Source organism: Actinopolyspora lacussalsi subsp. righensis (assembly GCF_900116555.1).
Taxonomy (GTDB): domain Bacteria; phylum Actinomycetota; class Actinomycetes; order Mycobacteriales; family Pseudonocardiaceae; genus Actinopolyspora; species Actinopolyspora lacussalsi.
Genome location: NZ_FPAT01000004.1, coordinates 333708 through 350081 on the forward strand (window position 1 = coordinate 333708; position 16374 = coordinate 350081).

Annotated in this window: 13 protein-coding genes and 1 pseudogene; 8 read left to right on the top strand and 6 right to left on the bottom strand. The window is 66.9% G+C overall.

Features of this window, described 5'->3' with window-relative positions:
• The first annotated feature begins 8 nt into the window (after window positions 1-8).
• From BM394_RS09965 to BM394_RS09985, 5 genes are all read left to right on the top strand, one after another.
• Window positions 9-434 carry a hypothetical protein gene (locus BM394_RS09965; protein ID WP_092977022.1) on the top strand — a complete coding sequence of 142 codons (426 nt, stop codon included), beginning with the start codon at window positions 9-11 and terminating at the stop codon, window positions 432-434.
• Window positions 435-802: 368 nt separating this feature from the next.
• Window positions 803-1678 (top strand): GGDEF domain-containing protein, encoded by an 876-nt coding sequence (locus tag BM394_RS09970; protein WP_092977025.1) that lies wholly within the window; start codon window positions 803-805, stop codon window positions 1676-1678.
• A gap of 419 nt (window positions 1679-2097) precedes the next feature.
• Complete coding sequence (locus BM394_RS09975; protein ID WP_245780084.1) at window positions 2098-4908, top strand: LCP family glycopolymer transferase; 2811 nt, start codon at window positions 2098-2100, stop codon at window positions 4906-4908.
• A gap of 171 nt (window positions 4909-5079) precedes the next feature.
• Complete coding sequence (gene phoU / locus BM394_RS09980) at window positions 5080-5736, top strand: phosphate signaling complex protein PhoU (protein WP_092928835.1); 657 nt, start codon at window positions 5080-5082, stop codon at window positions 5734-5736.
• Between the two features lie 170 nt (window positions 5737-5906).
• Entirely contained in the window at window positions 5907-6764 is an 858-nt protein-coding gene (locus tag BM394_RS09985) for a helix-turn-helix domain-containing protein (protein WP_175530041.1), read from the top strand.
• Window positions 6765-7053: 289 nt separating this feature from the next.
• Here BM394_RS09985 and pstB read toward each other — a convergent pair whose 3' ends face one another.
• From pstB to mshD, 5 genes are all read right to left on the bottom strand, one after another.
• A complete protein-coding gene (pstB, locus tag BM394_RS09990; protein ID WP_092977035.1) occupies window positions 7054-7830 on the bottom strand; it encodes a phosphate ABC transporter ATP-binding protein PstB in 777 nt (258 codons plus the stop codon).
• A 15-nt stretch (window positions 7831-7845) separates the two neighbouring features.
• Window positions 7846-8760: a phosphate ABC transporter permease PstA gene (pstA, locus tag BM394_RS09995; protein ID WP_092977038.1), complete on the bottom strand. Its 915-nt coding sequence runs from the start codon at window positions 8758-8760 to the stop codon at window positions 7846-7848.
• The gene (gene pstC, locus BM394_RS10000; protein WP_092977042.1) at window positions 8757-9842 is read right to left on the bottom strand and encodes a phosphate ABC transporter permease subunit PstC; all 1086 of its coding nucleotides are present in this window, start codon (window positions 9840-9842) and stop codon (window positions 8757-8759) included. Before pstC ends, pstA begins: the two co-directional genes overlap by 4 nt.
• A gap of 130 nt (window positions 9843-9972) precedes the next feature.
• Window positions 9973-11085, bottom strand: a complete 1113-nt coding sequence (gene pstS, locus BM394_RS10005; protein WP_092977045.1) for a phosphate ABC transporter substrate-binding protein PstS — start codon at window positions 11083-11085, stop codon at window positions 9973-9975.
• 206 nt (window positions 11086-11291) lie between these two features.
• The gene (gene mshD / locus BM394_RS10010; RefSeq protein WP_092977238.1) at window positions 11292-12257 is read right to left on the bottom strand and encodes a mycothiol synthase; all 966 of its coding nucleotides are present in this window, start codon (window positions 12255-12257) and stop codon (window positions 11292-11294) included.
• Window positions 12258-12642: 385 nt separating this feature from the next.
• Here mshD and BM394_RS10015 point away from each other — a divergent pair.
• Window positions 12643-13884: pseudogene (locus tag BM394_RS10015) on the top strand (APC family permease); the annotation flags it as partial.
• Here BM394_RS10015 and BM394_RS10020 read toward each other — a convergent pair.
• On the bottom strand, window positions 13783-14613 hold the full coding sequence (locus BM394_RS10020) for a winged helix-turn-helix transcriptional regulator (RefSeq protein ID WP_245780085.1): 831 nt from the start codon (window positions 14611-14613) through the stop codon (window positions 13783-13785). The pseudogene BM394_RS10015 and the gene BM394_RS10020 overlap by 102 nt on opposite strands.
• A 372-nt stretch (window positions 14614-14985) precedes the next feature.
• Between BM394_RS10020 and BM394_RS10025 the strand changes: the two genes are divergently transcribed.
• On the top strand, window positions 14986-15777 hold the full coding sequence (locus tag BM394_RS10025) for an LmeA family phospholipid-binding protein (RefSeq protein ID WP_092977051.1): 792 nt from the start codon (window positions 14986-14988) through the stop codon (window positions 15775-15777).
• Window positions 15777-16319 carry a TlpA family protein disulfide reductase gene (locus BM394_RS10030; protein WP_092977054.1) on the top strand — a complete coding sequence of 181 codons (543 nt, stop codon included), beginning with the start codon at window positions 15777-15779 and terminating at the stop codon, window positions 16317-16319. The genes BM394_RS10025 and BM394_RS10030 overlap by 1 nt, the downstream gene beginning before the upstream one ends.
• Window positions 16320-16374: the final 55 nt, after the last annotated feature.

Sequence of the window (16374 nt, forward strand, 5' to 3'; positions counted from 1 at the left end):
GGGCGCTCATGGCTCCGCCGCTGCTGGTGCTGCTGTTGGGCTGCCTGCTCTCGGACAGCCCCGCGCCCGCTCCACCCTCACCGGAATCGGGAGCCGTTCGCTCGGTCACGGCCTACTTCCACACCAACAACACGGCGGCACGGCATGGCCCGGACGCACAACGGACCTTCCTGCGCCGTACCCAGCACCCCGACTATCGGGATCAGCGCTGCTCGCTGGACGGAATGACCATCACGGCGGAGCCCGCGCTCGGGACGCTGCGCCCCGACGAGGAGTTCACGGTGGCCGGGCGGCATCCCGTCGGGCGGGTCTGGGTCGTGGGTGTGGAGATCACGGTGCGCCGCGGCGGGGTCGTGGTGGGTAGGCAGCTCGGTTCGCAGCACCTGGTAGCGATCGACGGCCGTTGGTACGGCTTCGCGCCCTGTCCCGGGTAATAAGGCACTGCCCCCCGGTGAAACCGATGCCCCCCACCCGAGCGGGCCCTACACGAGCCGACAGAGCGCTAACAGCACCCCGGGAATAAACAACGCTGAGTTTTCGTAATGCCACTATGCGTGATTACTTGAAACCGGGTTGAATGGGGTGCGGCGACGTAGGACCGGTAGTGGCCCGAGGCGGGGATCGAGACGGGGATCGACCCCTCGGCCGGAGCGACAGGGCGGAGGCCGAAGGATCGAGCGGACGCGTTGCCCGGACACGCCGGTGACGCGGTACGCCGGTTGAGCGAATTCGGTTCCGGTTGAGCGGAACTGACTCAAGCCCGGTGGCTCACCGGACGACACCACTACGGGAGGTGAGTGCGATGTCCGGACTTCGCGATGGCATTGCCAGGTCGGAGACCTGGCGGGAGGAAGCCGCCAGGGCCCGGCTGCACGACCTCCCGTGCACCGAGCACAGCACCGGCAGGCACTACGCGACCGACTCGGCCACCGCCGCCGGGCTGGCCGAGCTGCACGAGGCCATAGCGGAGCTGCTCGCCTCACGGGGACGCTGGCAGCAGGCCTACCACCACCTGCGGGCCGCACTGGATCTACGGAACAGCGAGCTAACCCCTCCGGTACCGGAACAACTGCGGCACGAGGTGAACTGGCTGCGGCGCGAACACGCACGCGTCAGGGAGCAGAGTCTGCGCGACACGCTGACGGGCGGTTACAACCGTCGCTATCTGGACGAACGACTCGCGAGCCTGCCGCAGGAAACCCCCGAGGGGCTCGGTATAGCTCTGGTGGACCTGGACTGGTTCAAGCAGGTGAACGACACCTTCGGACACGTACTCGGAGATCGCGTGTTGCAGCGTGTCGCCGAATTACTACAAGAAGGACTACCCAATGGGGGATTCTGTGCGCGATACGGCGGCGAGGAATTCGTACTGGTGCTGCCCGGCATCGACGAAGCGGGGGCGATTTCGCTGTGCGAACGTGCTCGGTCGCGGATAGCGGACTTTCCGTGGAAGCGAGTGGCGCGTGGACTGCTTATAACGGTGAGTATCGGATTGACGTACGACGCGACGACCGAGGAAGCCGCCACGTCCGGAACGGAAGAGAAAATCCTCGGCGCGGATGTGTTGCTCTACGCGGCCAAACAATCGGGGCGAAACGCCGTCGCCTACCGAGAGCACGGTGAAGTCCGCTTGACAGGAATCACCAGGAGACCCGAATCGTCATCACAGGACTACTGAACGCGATCGACTCGGACACGTGGGCGTCAAGAACCAGAGCACTGCCCCGCTTGGACGAACGAAAGCTGTGATTTATCCTACATAACACGGTTGTGTCGTGCACTGATTGTGAAGAATCCGGCGCCGCTATCGTCAGTTCGAGCGATCAGCCGTAGCATCTTGGCCGAGTCTGGCGATACAGCTTCGGGGGTGGGGATCGCCAACCGTTCGAATGAAGACCAATGGCAGCAAGGTGGGAGGGAACGCAGGTGCCGGATAATCCCCGTCGAGGCAGTTCGGGGCACCAGAGTTCCCACTCGGAGTGGGCGTATCCCGAAGACGAAACCGGAAACGACTCCGAAACGGACAGCCGGGCCACTTCGCGCAGGCGCAGAAGGGCTCTCGGGGACGACGGTACGGGCGGTACGCGTGTCGGAGATTTGCTGTCCAGGCACGGCAAGGGGCAGACCCAGAACACCGGTTCGCACCGAAAGATCGAAGCGGACGAATCGGAATTCGTCCCGCCCGAGGAACAATCCGGATCTCAACCCCCCCGGAGCGAGCCGCGGGAGGAATCGCCCGAGCAGCCCACGCACACCACCGAGGCCGTACCGGAAACCCCGCCGCAACACGACAACCCGCCCCAGGCTGAAGGACGACGGTCTCGTGGCCGCCGCGCTCGCCGCAGGCGGCAGGAACCGGAACAGGAACAGCCCGGGGCAACCGAGCGGGGCCAGTCCGAACAGACACAGTGGCAGATCCCCAATGGGGCGGGTTCCCCACCACAACCCGGCGGTGGGATCGGAGCCACCAACACTCCGCCCGCCGAGAGTGACGACACGGCGCGGATGACGCCGTTCCTCGGTGCGTCGCGCAGGCCGAACGCCGCCAGGAGCGGTGGCAACACGCAGCAGCCCGCGGAGCAGAGTTCCCCACACACCTCACCCTTGGCTCCCCCCTCGGCGGACCGAGGCACGGGAAACCCGGAGTCGGGAACACCACAACGGCCCGAGGGCGACGCCGGAACCGACACGAGCGACCGCACCCGCCCGAACCAACCGATCAGCGCGGCGCTGAACCAGCACCGCCGTACTCCGGCTCCACCGCCTCCGCCCCTGGAAACCGGTTCCCGAGAAAGCGGGCACCAGCAGGTTCCCTCCGAGGAACCCACCGCGCAACAGCCCGCGGTACGCGGCGAGATGCCGCCGCGAGCAGGAGGTTTCCCACCCGAGGAGCCATCGCCGCAGCCCGCGCGTCGGGAGGGAACCGCCGCCCCGGAATCGAGCGCTCCGTCGGCCGCGGAAGAGATGTTGAACGGCTCGCCCCGGGCCGGGAGTCCCGCACCGGAAACCACGACACACCACGAGGGCGCGCAGCCGGAGCGGAAGCCCGACACCGCGGTCGGCGGCAGAACCTCCGGTGCGGAGCACGACCCCGACACCACAGCCATCGCCCCCAAGAACGACTCGTCCGGCACTGCCGACTCCACCACGTCCCACGAGGCCGCCCCGGACGACGACGGGCCAGCGGACGAGCAGGACGACGACAACGAGGCCAGTGCCGCCATCGACGCGACGCTGGCGAGGTTCTCGGCGGTACACGACGAGCTCGCGGCCGAGGAGGAGAAGCGGCGCAAGAAGTACGCCTGGCTGTGGGGAAGCCGCAAGGAGCCCGAACCCGGTCAGGACATGCCGTTCGACTTCGCCGAGGACCGCGACGCGAACTCCTCGCGTGTGGAATGGCGCAAGGGAAAGCAGCGTAGGCGGCTGCGGATGCTGGGACGCGGCGCGGCCGTCGCCGTCGCGGCTCTGGTGTTCGTCACCACGGGGATCGGCTGGGGCAGCAAGACCTGGTTGGACGCGAGCTTCAACCACATCAACGCGCTCAACGAGAACTCCGATGCCATCCAGGACGCGCACCTGCAGGAGGGGGACCAGAACTTCCTGCTGATCGGTTCGGACACCCGCAAGGGCGCCGAGGCGTCGGACAACATCGGTACGGTCAAAGGGGTGCCGGGTGCCCGTTCGGATACGACGATGATCGCGCACATTCCAGCGGACCGGAGCCGGGTGGTGATCGTGTCGATCCCACGTGACCTGGAGATCGACATTCAGGCCGACACCTGCAGGAAGTGGGACTCCGCCACCGGGAAGTACAGCGAAGAGACGGTAGCGGCCCAGCAGAACGTCAAGTTCAACACCGCCTTCGGGACAGGCGGGCCCGCCTGCGTCACCAAACAGGTGCAGCAGCTCTCCGGACTCGAGATCAACAGTTTCCTCGGGGTCAACTTCCAGGGGTTCAAATCCATGGTCGACGCGGTGGGTGGTGTGCAGGTCTGCACCAACAAGCCGATGATCGACCAGGAGCTGGGCACCATCCTCGAAACGGCGGGCACGCACAAGCTCGGCCCGCAGCAGGCGCTGCGCTACGTCAGGGCGCGCAAGCTCACCAACGACCCCACCTCGGACTACGGGCGGATGGAACGGCAGCAGCTGTTCCTCGGCGCGTTGCTGCGCAAGATGACCTCGGCGAACGTGCTGCTCAACCCCAGCAAACTCGGGAATCTGGCCAACGCCGTCATCGCCAACACCTTCGGCGACAACGTCAACAGCGACAAGCTGATCTCGCTCGGCAAATCGCTGGACGGGCTCGATCCGGAGAAGGTCACCTTCGTGACCATCCCCACCACCGGAATCCAGAACTCACGGGGCAACGAGGTGCTGGTGGAGTCCGAGGCCCACTCGTTGTTCCGCGCCATCATCGAGGACGTGCCGCTCGACTCCTCGTCCGGACAGCAGAACGGGCAGGCTTCGGAGGGCGCCACGTCGGACACCTCGCCCATGGCCTTCACCCAGCAGGAGCAGGGGAACAGTTCGGCGAAGCCCGAGCCCTCCGAGGTGAATGTTTCGGTGTTCAACAGCACCGAACGCAGCGGCCTGGCGGGCAACACCGCCAGTGGTCTGCGTGAGTTCGACTTCGCGGTCGGCAACGTCGGCAACCTGGAGTCCCCGCTCGATCAGACGGTCATCCGGTACTCGGAGGGCAACAAACAGCGGGCGCAGCTGCTTGCCTCCGCCGTGCCCTCGGCCGAGATCGTGGCCGATTCCTCGGTCGGTGAAACGCTGCGGCTGGAGCTGGGGACCGACTACGACAACCGGGTTCGCAAGCCGGACAGCGGTGATGTGGATGTTCCGGAGAACCTCTCGACCGTCAACGCGGGTGAGGACAAGTGCGGCGGTGTCAGCGGCTGACCGGAGCGGTCGCCGTCCCCGTGGGTGGCTGCTCGGGATTCGAGGTTCTCACCCGCTGTAATGCCCGAGCACACCCGCACTGGTCTTTTCGAGTGAGAGCTCAAATCGTGTTCACCGCAGGTTAACCGGCGGGAACCCTGCGCAATACCCCCACGAAGTAGGGTAGGGACCATGCGTGAGGTCTACCAGGAACAGCTCGACAAGCTCGCCGACGAGCTCGCCGCGATGTCGACCATGGTCGGCAACGCGATGGAGCAGGCAACCACCGCGCTGCTCGGAGCTGACCTGTCGCTGGCCGAGCAGGTCATCGACGACGACTTGAAGGTCGACGAGGCGCGGGCACGCTGCGAGGAGCACGCCTTCGGCCTGCTCGCGCTGCAGGCACCGGTCGCGGGGGATCTGCGTACCGTGATCTCGACGATCCACGCCGCCGAGAGCCTGGAGCGGATGGGAGATCTCGCGCTGCACGTGGCCAAGGCGGCACGGCGCAGGCACCCGCAGCCCGTGCTCCCGGAGGACGTGAAGACTTACTTCTCACAGATGGGTCAGGTCGCGGTCAAGCTCGCGAACCGGCTGAACCAGATCCTGCGCACCCAGGACGTGCAGCAGGCGCGGGATCTCGAAGGCGACGACGACGAGATGGACGACCTGCACCGCCACCTGTTCAGCGTGGTCATGGGCTCCGAGTGGTCGCACGGCGTGTCGGCGGCGGTGGACATCACCCTGCTGGGCAGGTTCTACGAGCGTTTCGCGGACCACGCGGTCTCGGTGGCACGTCGGATCATCTACGTGGTGACGGGAACCATGCCGAGCAGCGACAATTCGTGACCGAATTTCCGGGTAGGCGTCTTTCCCTCACCGGAACGGGCGGGCAAACGGAACGCTGTTGACGTCTCAGCGTCGTCGATTCCGCACGGCACTCATTCGATCGAATGAACGCTATTATTAGTCGGCGTTGACGACGGCTGTTCGCCGCCGCGGTGTGCGAGCCTGCCGACGTGAGTAAGAGTCCTACCGTGCACCGCCGACGTCTGGGCAGCGAACTACGCAAGCTGCGTGAGGCAGCGCAACGCACACACCGCGAAGTCGCGGCTCATCTGGATTGCTCACAGGGGAAGATAAGCCAGATCGAGCTCGGCCGTGTCCCGGTCCGCACCGCGGATGTCCGGCTCATGGCCGAGCTCTACGGATCGAGCAGTGAGCAGGTCACCACACTGCTCGAACTCGCCGAGGGCTCCAAGAAACGCGGTTGGTGGCAGGCGTACGCCAGCACCGCGCGTCGCAACGGTTTCGACACCTACCTCGGGCTGGAGACCGCCGCCGGAGCGGTGAGCACGTTCGGAGCGGATCCCATCCCCGAATTACTGCAGACCGAGGAGTACTGCTCGGCACTGCTGGCGACGGAGCGCGAGGCGATAACCGAAGACGAGGTCTCCGAACGGCTGACCATCACGGCGACCCGCCAACAGCGTCTGCTGGGTGAGCATTCGCTGGAGCTGTACTCGGTGCTGGACGAGTCCGCGCTGCGGCGCGGTGTGGGAGGCCCTCGGGTGATGCGCGCCCAGCTGGAGCACCTGGTGCTGATGAGCTACCGACGCAACGTGACGCTGCGGGTGCTGCCGTTCGGCAGCGGAGCGCATCCGCTGCTCGGTGACCGCGTCACCGCCTTCTCGTTCCGGGAGACGGGTGACCCGCAGGTGGTGCACGTGGGTGACTCCACGAACTCGCGCTTCTGGGAGAAACCGGCCGAAACCGCTCCGTACCTGGCAGCGTTGGAGCGGGTGTGCGCGCTGGCGCTGTCGCCCAAGGATTCGACGATGCTGATATCGAGCATCGCGGACGAGCACCGCGAGTGAACCGGAACCCGACTCTCCGGCCGGGAACCCGGGGGAACTCCGGGAAGCCCGGGCTGCCCCCGCTTCCGGCGGCCTCAATTTCTCGCGAAATCGCCGCGCCCCTTCGCCGCGGGCCGCGCCCCGAGCACCCTCGCAGTGGGCACCGCCGCGGGTTCTCCGGTGCGGCTCTCGCGAGGACGGCCCCGACGTTGTGTAGATCGCTACCCGATGTCGGGGCACCCGCAGCGAGAGCCGTGCCGGAGGTTCCGCCACCAGCACCGCCAGACAGACCGACCCGACAGAGTCCCCCTCAACCGAAGCGGCCGGAGATGTATCCTTCGGTGGCCTTCTGACTCGGATTCGAGAAGATCTTCCCGGTCTCGCCGATCTCGACCAACTGGCCGGGCTGCCCCACCTCGGGCAGGTTGAAGAACGCCGTCTGGTCACTCACCCGCGCGGCCTGCTGCATGTTGTGCGTGACGATGACGATCGTGTAGTCCTTCTTCAGCTCGGCGATGAGATCCTCGATCGCCAGCGTCGAGATGGGATCGAGTGCCGAGCAGGGCTCGTCCATCAACAGCACGTCGGGCTGCACCGCGATGGCGCGGGCGATGCACAGCCGCTGCTGCTGGCCACCGGAGAGCCCACCGCCGGGCTTGTTGAGCCGGTCCTTGACCTCTTCCCAGAGATTGGCCCCACGCAGCGAACGTTCGGTGATCTCCTCGAGGCGCTTCTTGTCCTTGACACCGGCCAGCTTCAGGCCTGCCACCACGTTGTCCCTGATCGACATCGTGGGGAACGGGTTGGCCCGCTGGAACACCATCCCGATGGTGCGGCGAACCTGGACGGGGTCGACCCCTGGTGCGTAGACGTTCTCACCGTCGAGCAGCACACTGCCCTCGACCCTGGAACCGGGAATCACCTCGTGCATGCGGTTCAGCGCTCGCAGCACGGTGGACTTGCCGCAACCGGAGGGGCCGATGAAGGCGGTGACGCTGCGGGCGTGCACCTGCAGCGTGACGTCCTGCACCGCGTGGAACTTGTTGTAGTAGAGGTTGAGATCGTTGATGTCGAGACGTTTGGCCATGATTCGGCTACCGCCCTACCTGGTCTTTACCGCGAACAGTTTGGACAACAGTGTTGCCAGCAGATTGATCAGCATGATCAGCAGCACGAGGGTGAGCGCCGCTCCCCACATCCGGTACTCGCCCGCCTCCGTGGACGTCTTGCGCGCCGTGTAGACCGTCAGGGGCAGCGAGGCCATCGGACCGTCGAACAGGTTGTAATTGATCGCCCTGGAATAACCGACCAGGATGAGCAGGGGCGCGGTCTCGCCCATCACCCTGGCGAGCCCGAGGATGATGCCGGTGATGATGCCGGAGAACGAGGTCGGCAGCACCACCTTCACGATCGTCTTCCACTTGGGGACGCCCAGGGCGTAGGAAGCCTCCCGCAGCTCGTCGGGAACGATCGTCAGCATCGTCTCGGTCACCCGCACCACCACCGGCAGCATCAGCAGCACCAGCGAGAGCGAGACCGCGAATCCGCTGCGGTCGAAACCGAACGTGGTGATCCACAGCGCGTAGATGAACAGCCCTGCCACGATCGAGGGAAGGCCGCTGAGGATGTCCACCATGAAGGTGGTGGTCCGGGCCAGTTTGGAGTTCCTGCCGTACTCGATGAGGAAGATTCCGACCGTCACGCCGAGCGGAACCGCGATCAGGGCGCAGACGAGTGTCTGCTCCAGGGTCCCCACCAACGCGTGGTAGATACCGCCACCGGAATCGTTCGGCAGCAACCCGTAGAACGAGTGGTTCCACCAATCCGCGTTGAGCATCGGGGCCAGGCCGCGCTGCACCAGGGTGAACAGCACCCACAGCAGCGGAATCACCGCGACCAAAAACGCCAGGCCGAACAGCACTGTGGCGGTGTGATTCTTGATCTTGCGCCCCAGCCCGAGCTGCTGGAAGGCGGGGGCGCTGGCGGGCCGCTCGAGGTCAGCGGTGTCCGTTCTCATTTCTTCCCCTTACCGCTGCCGCTCTCGATCCAGCGGGCGAGCGCGTTGACGGCGAAGGTGCTGATGAACAGCACCAGCCCGGCCGCGATGTAGGCACCGACGGTGAGGTGGTTGTTGAACTCGGCCGAGCCGAGCGCGATCCGCGAAGCGAAAGTGGCCCCCGCGTCGAAGATGCTGTAGTGCGGCCCCTCGAAGGTGTAGCTGAGGATGACCGTCAGCGCGACGGTCTCACCGAGCGCCCTGCCGAGGCCGAGCATGGCTCCGCCGACGAACCCGCTGCGGCCGAACGGCCAGACGGTGGTGCGCACCACTTCCCACTTGGTCGCCCCCAGCGCCAGGGCTCCCTCGATCTGCGCCGAGGGGGTTCGCTCGAACACCTCGCGCGCGACTCCGGTGATGATCGGAAGGATCATCACCGCCAGCACGATGCCCGCCGTGAAGACGTTCGAACCGCTGTTGGCGGGCACGTTGCCGTCGGCGAAGATCGGTATCCAACCCAGCGTCCCGTTGATCCAGAGCGCGACGGGTTTGAGCACCGGCGCCAGCACCAGTGCTCCCCAGAGGCCGTAGATCACGGAGGGGACGGCGGCGAGCAGGTCCACCACGTAGGCGAACGGGCGGGCCAGCACCTTCGGGGCGTACTGGGTGAGGAACAGCGCGATTCCGCCCGCCACGGGCATCGCGATGATGAGCGCCACCAGCGAGCTCGCGACGGTGATCCAGGCGAGATCGACGATGCCGAAGGCCATGTTCTCCGGATCGCCGGTCCGCCACTGCCCCGAGAACAGGAAGTTGGCCTCGTTGGCGTGCAACGCGGGGATGGCCCTGACGAGCAGGAACAGCCCGATGGCCGCGATGATGGTGACGACGAAGATCCCTGATCCGGTCGCCACGCCCTGGAACAGCCGGTCCCCGAGGCGTACCACCTTCTTCTTCCCGCCCGGTTGCTCCGGCGGTGTGGGTGGTTCCGGCGACACCGGCTCTTCGGGGCTTCCCACGAGGGTGCTGCCGGCCTCGCCCGGCGGTGTGACTGCTTCGCCCGGCGGTGCGGACCGCCACTCGGAATTCGTCGACTCGGTCACCGTTGTTCGCGACCTCTCAGTTTCCGGATTTCCCGGTCGTACTCGTGTGCCGTGGCTGCCGCACGGCGCGAGCACGCACTAGCCCGGGAGGACGTCGGGTTGGTGGCGACCTGGCTCGGCACTGCCGGGCTCAGGTCCGGATCGCCTCGACCGCGTCGAGGACCTTCTCGCGGAACTTCGGAGGCAGCGGCACGTAACCCGCCTGCTCCAGGTTCTCCTGGCCCGCGTGTGCCGCGATCCGCAGCGCGGCGGTCACGGACTTCGCGGTCTGCTTGTCGTAGCCCGCCGAGCACACGACCTCGTAGGTGGCCAGCACCAGCGGGTAGACCCCCGGCGAGTCGTTGCCGTAGATCGACTCCAGGTTCAGCCGGAGGTCGTGCCCGGTACCGGCTATCTCGGCACCGTCGATGGCCTTGCCCGCGGATCGGCTGGTGAGTTCGACCGGACCGTTACCGCTGTCGATGGCGGCGATGCCGAGTCCTGCGTTCTTCGGGAAGGCCCAGGCCGCGTAGGTGATCCCACCCTCGGTCTGCTCGACCGAGGAGGTGACTCCGTCGGTACCTGCCCTGCCCTGGCCGACACCGGATCCGGGGCGGAACGTCTTGCCCGAGCCGTTCCACATCCCGTGGGTGGCGATGGAGAGGTATTCCTGGAAGTTGGCCGAGGTGCCGGACTCGTCGGAGCGGTAGAACGGCACGATCTCGGTTCCCGGCAGGTCGGCCCCCTGGTTGAGCCGCTGGATGGCCGGGTCGTTCCACGTGGTGATCTCGCCCTGGTAGATCTTGGCGATCGTCTCCGGGCTGAGGTTGAGGTCGTCGACCCCCGGAAGGTTGTAGGTGATCGCGAGCGGCCCGAACACCATGGGGATGTTCCAGGCGGGGTTGCCCCCGCAGCGTTTCCTGGCCTTCGCGGCCTCGGCACTGTTGAGCGCCTCGTCCGACCCGGCGAAGTCGACCTGCCCGGCGGTGAAGGCGGATATGCCCTTGCCCGAGCCGGAGGCCGTGTAGTTGAGCTGCCTGCCCTCGCACTTGACGCCGAAGTCCCTGGCGAAGACATCCATCGCGTTCTTCTGCGCGGAAGAGCCCTCGGCGACCACGGAGGCGTCTCCGCAGTCGACCTCGAGTTGCCGCAACTCGGTGTTCAGATCGGCCGTGGTGACGTTGCGATCGGTTCCGCAGGAGGTCAGCGCGAGAACACCGACCGCGAGAAACCCGAGCGCGAACCTGTGCCGCCCGAAGTGCACGTCGCTCCTCCAAGACAACGGAGTTGACGGCGTGTGCCGTTCCGAGAGCGACCCTAAGCCGACTCGGTAGCCATCGACCGCCATCCAGGTGAACAGAAAATGAACACGGCACGCTAAGTAAGCAAGCACACAGCTAAGCGGGTGAGCACACCCGAAAACTGCTCACCCGCACCACAATATTGAACACCCTCAGTGTTCAGCGTTGCTCATCGGCCGAGCTGTGCGTCGACATCCCAGCGCTCGAAGCCGAGACGACGGTAAACACTGACGGCGGGACCGTTGTCCGCCTCCACGTAGAGCAGCACCCTCGGACATCCGACGTCGCGCAGGTAGCGCAACCCGGCCAACGTCAGAGCTCTCCCGAGTCCACTACCCTGCGTGTTCGGATCGACTCCGACCACGTAGACCTCGCCGCTCCCGTCCGGGTGAATCTTGGTCCAGTGGAATCCGAGCAACCGGTCGGCATCGTCCACGGCCAGCAGGAACCCCGCCGGATCGAACCAGTCCAGTCCTTCCTTCTCCCGCAGCTCCGCCTCGGTCATCCCGCCCTGCTCGGGGTGCCAGGAGAACGCGAGGTGATTGACTCGGACCAGTTCCGGTTCGTCCTCGCCGACCCGGAAACCACGTACCGTCACTCCCTCCGGCAGGACCGGCTCGTCGAGTTCGGCACCGCTCAACTCACGCCCCATCCGCCACAGTTCGCGAACCCGGGTGAAACCGAACCGGTCAGCCAGCCGGACCGCGGCCGCGAGCAGGCCGTGCGACCAGATGCGCAGCCGGTACGAATCCCCTTCGTCGTCGGGTTCGACGGGTATCTCGGCACGTTCCAACAACGCCGCCACCAGCTGGGTACCGATCCCGTTCTCGCGGAAGCGGGGATGTACCGCGAGTTCGGCGACCAGGGGTTCCCCCCGGGATTCGCCCTCGGTGTCCATGTGGGCGTAACCCGCCAGTTCGCCGCCGTCGGCACGGATCACGAAGTGTTCCGAACCCGCGACATCGGCCTGCACCGGCTCGATCTGTTCACTGACCCCCCGGTGGGAGCGCAACCGCAGGATCACGTGCTCACCTACGGGCGCCACCCCGTCGGCTCGCTCGGCAGCGGTCAGCAGGTCGAAGACCTCGGCGGTCTCGGTCTCGTCAAGTCCGTTTCGCCACGTCAGATGCACCACACGACCGAGATTACCGATGTTCAACCAGCGTTGGTTGCCCGCGTGACCCACCTCCGGCTAGAAAACCAACCGAACAACCGTCACAACCGCGACACGATCCCGGAGGGGAGTGAGTCGACGGCTGCGGAGCAGCGTCGATTTCTCGCGAAATCGCCGCGTCCGCGAAGCTCCCAAAGCCGAGCCCCAACCACTCCCGCAGGCTGAACTCCGACCATCCTCGCAGCCCGCACCGCCGCGGGTTCTCTCGTGCGGCTCTCGCGAGGACGGCCCCGACGTTGTGTAGGTCGCTACCCGATGTCGGGGCATCCGCAGCGAGAGCCGCACGAGAGGTTCCGCCAAGCGACCAACCAGGCAACACAAGCCCATCACCCAAAGGAAAGTGGTCATGCGTTTGAAAGCCCGCCTCGGTACCGCCGACGCGGTGACGATCGGACTCGGTTCGATGATCGGCGCCGGGCTCTTCGCGGCGTTCGCCCCCGCGGCCTCGCTGGCGGGCTGGAACCTCGTCCCGGCACTGTTGCTGGCGGCGTTCGTGGCGTTCTGCAACGCGTCGAGCTCGGCGGCGCTGGCGGCCCGCTACCCCACCGCGGGAGGTACCTACGTCTACGGCCGCGAACGGCTCGGTCCGCTCTGGGGCTACCTGGCCGGTTGGGGATTCGTCACCGGCAAGACGGCTTCGTGCGCCGCGATGGCGCTGACTGCGGCGAACTACCTCTCGCCGTCGCACCGCGAGGCCGTGGCGGTGGTGTTCGTGCTGCTGCTCGCCGGGACCAACTACATCGGGATCACCCGCACGGCGCGGCTGGCCCGAGTGCTGCTGGTGATCACGCTGGCCGGGTTGGCGGTGGCGCTCGTCGCGACATGGCTCCCGGACTCGGATCCACCGCTGCTGCCCGGCACCGGGGCCGTCTCGTCGGATACCGGGTCGCGCTGGGGCGGCCTGTGGGGGACGACCGGCGCAGCGGGGTTGCTGTTCTTCGCCTTCGCCGGGTACGCGCGGATAGCCACCCTCGGTGAGGAGGTCCGCGATCCGGAACGGACCATCCCGCAGGCCATTCCGATCGCCCTGGGCATCGTGGTGCTGCTGTACCTGGTGGTCGGAGTGACGCTGCTCGGTTCGCTGGGGCCGTCCGGGTTGGCCGAATCCACCGCACCGCTCGCCGAGGCGGTAAGGGAGGGCCCCCTTCCGTGGCTGGCACCGGCCGCACGACTGGCCGCGGGTACGGCCGCGCTGGGAGCGCTGCTCGCCCTGCTCGCGGGGGTGGGAAGAACCGCGATGGCGATGGCCCGCGAGCGAGACCTGCCGGGCACGCTGGAGCGCGTTCACCCCCGGTTCGGCACCCCGCACCACGCCGAGCTCGGAGTAGCCGCCGTAGTGGTGCTGCTGATCGCGGCGGGTGACCTGCGCGCGGTGATCGGCTTCTCCTCGTTCGGTGTGCTGATCTACTACGCGATCGCCAACGCGGCGGCGTGGACCCTGCCCGGGGAACAACGGTGGTTCCCCAGGGCGCTACCCGTCGTGGGCCTACTGGGGTGCGCTGTACTCGCGTTCAGCCTGCCGTGGCAGGCCGTCGTGGCCGGGATCGGCTGCTTCGGCGTCGGGATCCTGTTCCGCGAGCGGCGGAAGATCCGCTCTCTCCTGCGCGGCCGAGTCGGCACGTCGTGAACCGGTCGCGTCCCGGTTCGTCCGCGAGGGCCGCACGAACTTGTAGCCCACGCTGCGGACCGTTCCGATCATGGCCTCGTGCTCGGGGCCCAGCTTCGCGCGCAGCCGCCTGATGTGCACGTCCACCGTCCGGGTACCGCCGAAGAAGTCGTAGCCCCAGACCTCCTGCAGCAGCTGCACCCTCGTGAAGACCCTGCCCGCGTGGGTGGCGAGGTGCTTGAGCAGCTCGAACTCCTTGTAGGTCAGTTCGAGTGCCTTGCCCTTGAGCCTGGCCGTGTAGGTCTCGTCCTCGATGACCAGGTCGCCCACGGTCACCGGTCCACCGGCGACGGATTCGGCCCCACGCTGCGCGGTGCGCAGCCTGATCCGCGCGTCGACCTCGGCCGGACCCGCGGTGGGCAGCAGCACGTCGTCCACGCCCCACTCGGCGTTGACCACCACGAGGCCGCCCTCGTTGACCACGGCGAACACCGGCACCCCGGCGCCTCCCGAGGACAGCATCCGGCACAGGTTCCTGGCGTTGGCGAGGTTGTCGCGGGCGTCGACGACGACGAGTTCGTGTCCGCTGGCAGTGACCATCGCGGAGCTGTCCGGAGCGATCACCCGCACCCGGTGCGGCAGCAGGGACAACGCGGGCAGCACGGACTCGCAGTCGGACTCGTTACTCAACAGCAGCAGATCGGAGCTCATACAATGCCTCCGTGAACCGGCGCGAACGCCGGAAGTGGGCGATACGGAAAATGCGCCGTAACCGGGCTGTGAGGCTCCGTTGCCTCCGATGACGGTGAGAATACCCATAACACGCCGGACAAGCACGGGTAACGCAACACAGGTCACACGAGCGCGGCAGCGCTGCCAGCGCGAAGAGCGGCCAGTCCGAAGAGCGATCGGTCTCGAACCGTCCGGTGGCGGGAATTCGCGCGGCGAGCACGGAACGGCCGCGCACCCGACGCGGCGCGGCCCGAGGGATTCCGCCACGAGAGGTAAGCGACGAACTCCTACTAGAGTGAAAACACCGTGTCCCCCGCGGCGGATACACCAGACAGAAACGGAAACCTCCCGGTGCGACGTGCCTTCCCGTTCAAGAAGCTCACGATCACGCTGGTCGTGCTGCTCGGCCTGTTCCTGGCGGCCGACTTCGGCGGCGCGGCCCTCGCCGAGTACCAGGTGTCCAAGAAACTGGGGAGGAAACTCGAACTCGGGCGCGACCCGGGAGTCCGGATAACCGGCTTTCCGTTCCTGACCCAGGCGGTGCGGGGTGACTTCCGCGACGTGCGGTTACGCGTACCGGGTGTGGACGTCGGTCCGCTGCGCGACGTCGACGTCCGGGCGGAGCTGCATCACGCGCGGATCTCCACCCTCGGCATGTTGACCGGTGAGAACAACCGGATAGCGGTCGACGAGGTGACCGGCGAGCTCCGAATCGGCGAATCCGATCTGGACAAGGCGGTGCCGGTCGAGGACCTGCGCATAACCCCGGTCGATACCCCCGCGGCCTCGGCGGCCGCGTCCGGCGGCGCGGGCAGCGACTCCTCGACGGGTGTACGGCTGCGCGGAAAGGTCGACATCGCGGGGACGACCAACCGGGTCACCGTCACCGGCACGCTGCGGCTGGAGAACGGCAAGCTGCGGATCGTGCCGAACGAACTGGATCTGGAGAACAGCGCCGTCGGCAGGGTGGACATTGCGGGCACCTTCGAGAAGATGATCCTGCGGCAGTTCGACACCACGCTCGACCCGGGAGGACTTCCGTTCGACGTACGCCCCACGGCCGTCGAGGTGGAACGCGGCACCCTGGTGGTCGCGGGCAGCGCCGACAACGTGATCATCAACGGGAACGGGAGTGGTGGCTGATGCCGCCGGAGTGGTGGGCGCTGCTGCTCTCGCTGATCGCGACGCTGGTGCTCGGCTCGGCGCTTCGCGCGCGGGAGGGGCGGATCACCACGCGGAATAACCACCGCGGCAGCGGAGTTTCCCGGGAAGTGTTCGATCAGCTTCCCGCGGAGATCGCCGAGGTACTGCGCCGCGAGGTGACCGGAACCGGCGGCGAGGTGACCGGCGACGGGGTGACCGGAACCGGGCGCACAACCGGTTCGGTGGCCGGCTCCGCCGCACGAGACGCCACGCCCGAGATCACTCTGTTGCAACTGTCCACCACGTTCTGCGCCCCGTGCAGACACGCCCGCATCCTGCTGTCGACGATGGCCGAACGGACCACGGGACTGCGCCACGTGGAGATCGACCTGACCAACCGTCCGGAGTGGTCGGCACCGTTGGGCGTGCACACCACACCCACCACGCTCGCGCTGGACACCGACGGGCGGGAACTGTTCCGGCTCTCGGGGGTGCCGCGCCGCGAAGGGCTCACCGAGGCACTGCGCCCGTACCTTCCCTGATCGAAGTTTTCCGATCGGGTTGTCGGGTCGCTCGCTCGGCGGAACCTCTCGCACG

Bases quoted from the DNA above. Each gene is read 5' to 3' on its own strand.
- BM394_RS09965 (WP_092977022.1), top strand. From the start codon at position 9: ATGGCTCCGCCGCTGCTGGTGCTGCTGTTGGGCTGCCTGCTCTCGGAC.
- BM394_RS09970 (WP_092977025.1), top strand. From the start codon at position 803: ATGTCCGGACTTCGCGATGGCATTGCCAGGTCGGAGACCTGGCGGGAG.
- phoU (WP_092928835.1), top strand. From the start codon at position 5,080: ATGCGTGAGGTCTACCAGGAACAGCTCGACAAGCTCGCCGACGAGCTC.
- pstB (WP_092977035.1), bottom strand. From the start codon at position 7,830: ATGGCCAAACGTCTCGACATCAACGATCTCAACCTCTACTACAACAAG.
- pstA (WP_092977038.1), bottom strand. From the start codon at position 8,760: ATGAGAACGGACACCGCTGACCTCGAGCGGCCCGCCAGCGCCCCCGCC.
- BM394_RS10020 (WP_245780085.1), bottom strand. From the start codon at position 14,613: ATGAGCTCCGATCTGCTGCTGTTGAGTAACGAGTCCGACTGCGAGTCC.
- BM394_RS10030 (WP_092977054.1), top strand. From the start codon at position 15,777: ATGCCGCCGGAGTGGTGGGCGCTGCTGCTCTCGCTGATCGCGACGCTG.